At 41.9% G+C, this 1,383-nt stretch carries 2 protein-coding genes; both read right to left on the bottom strand.

From position 1 onward, the window contains the following. Positions 1-1,022 (bottom strand): hypothetical protein (locus A3739_RS19015; RefSeq protein ID WP_156502693.1); only part of this gene is annotated, 1,022 nt, incomplete at its 3' end. A gap of 56 nt (positions 1,023-1,078) precedes the next feature. After that, positions 1,079-1,383 (bottom strand): dUTP diphosphatase (gene dut, locus A3739_RS19010; RefSeq protein ID WP_068502418.1); only part of this gene is annotated, 305 nt, incomplete at its 5' end.

Here is a 1,383-nt window from a genome sequence, read left to right as displayed (position 1 = left end):
GTTTTAGGTTTCTTTGATACCTTTTGCTCTTGCGTCGACAGCGCTTGATTAGCATTTGTGACAAGTGAAATGGTCTCGGAAAAATGCAAACGCTGCGTTGATTTTCGTTCACCAGAAATGGCTGACTGCACAAGTGAATCCGCTAATACCACGTAGCTATGAACTTTTTGCAATCGAAACCTGCATACCAGATAAACAAGCACGAGCGTAGATAAGGCAGCGCTGCTGAGCATAATCCAAAGCAGCGTTCTATCTATGGCAACAATAGCTGACGAATTAGACAGATATCTAAGCTGCCAATTACCTATATTCAGAGATTTACTGATCTCTTCTCCACCAACACTAATACCAGCAGAAAATACTTTAGATGCAGATTGATCAACTCCACCATAGATGGTGAGACTACCTTGCAAGGCTTGAGCTTTAATCTGTACTTCCTTCGATATCTCGCTCAAATCAAAGACAAATAAAACAACAGCAGGATCATTGTTCTCAACACGCACCGCTGCTTGATAGAACCAACTCTTTCCGTCAAAAAACGCATCAAATCTTAGTTTATCAATATCTTGCGCTTTTCTAACGGCGTCGACACTCGCATATCCTAAATCAGGGTAAATAGTACGCGCTTGCCCAAGCTGTGATTCTGGAATGACATAAAGACCTACTAAGTCACTAAAACTTGCCTTCATTAATTGATGACTTGTTTTGTCGCTAGAGAAACCATTCATCAATACATTATTGGTCGCGACAGATTTTAAGGCATATAAACGTTCTTGAATCATAAAATTCAAGTCGCTCTGAACAAGACTTGCGTAATTTTGATTGATATCGTTTTGCTGATCTTTCTCAACACTTTGCACAAAGTAAAGTTCGATAAGTAGAGCCAACGCGATAACACTTATGAAAGCTATCGCTGCGGGCTGAAAGCTCCAGGCCGCGATGGACTTGCCTTGATTATCATCTGCAACCTTGCTCTTCCCTTTGCTTGTTGCCTTACCTTTTTCTCGCTTCTCAGTTTTCACCAGCGCGTGCTTTTTCTTGAGCCTCAACATGAATCCATCCCGACTTAATGTGTCTCTTATTTTGTACCCGTTGAACCAAATCCACCGGTTCCTCTATCTGATTCTTTAAACTCGTCGACGAGATTAAACTCGACTTGCACGACAGGCAAAACAACTAACTGAGCGATACGTTCACCCGGCTCTATACAAAATGTTGTATTTCCTCTATTCCAACACGAAACCATCAACTCGCCTTGATAGTCAGAATCTATCAAACCAACGAGATTCCCCAAAACAATCCCATGCTTATGACCAAGGCCAGATCTAGGTAATATCGTTGCCGCCAGCTGAGGGTCTTCGATATAAATCGCCAATCCAGTAG

This window comes from Oleiphilus sp. HI0067 (assembly GCF_001635735.1).
This window is presented reverse-complemented; position numbering and strand designations above follow the sequence as displayed.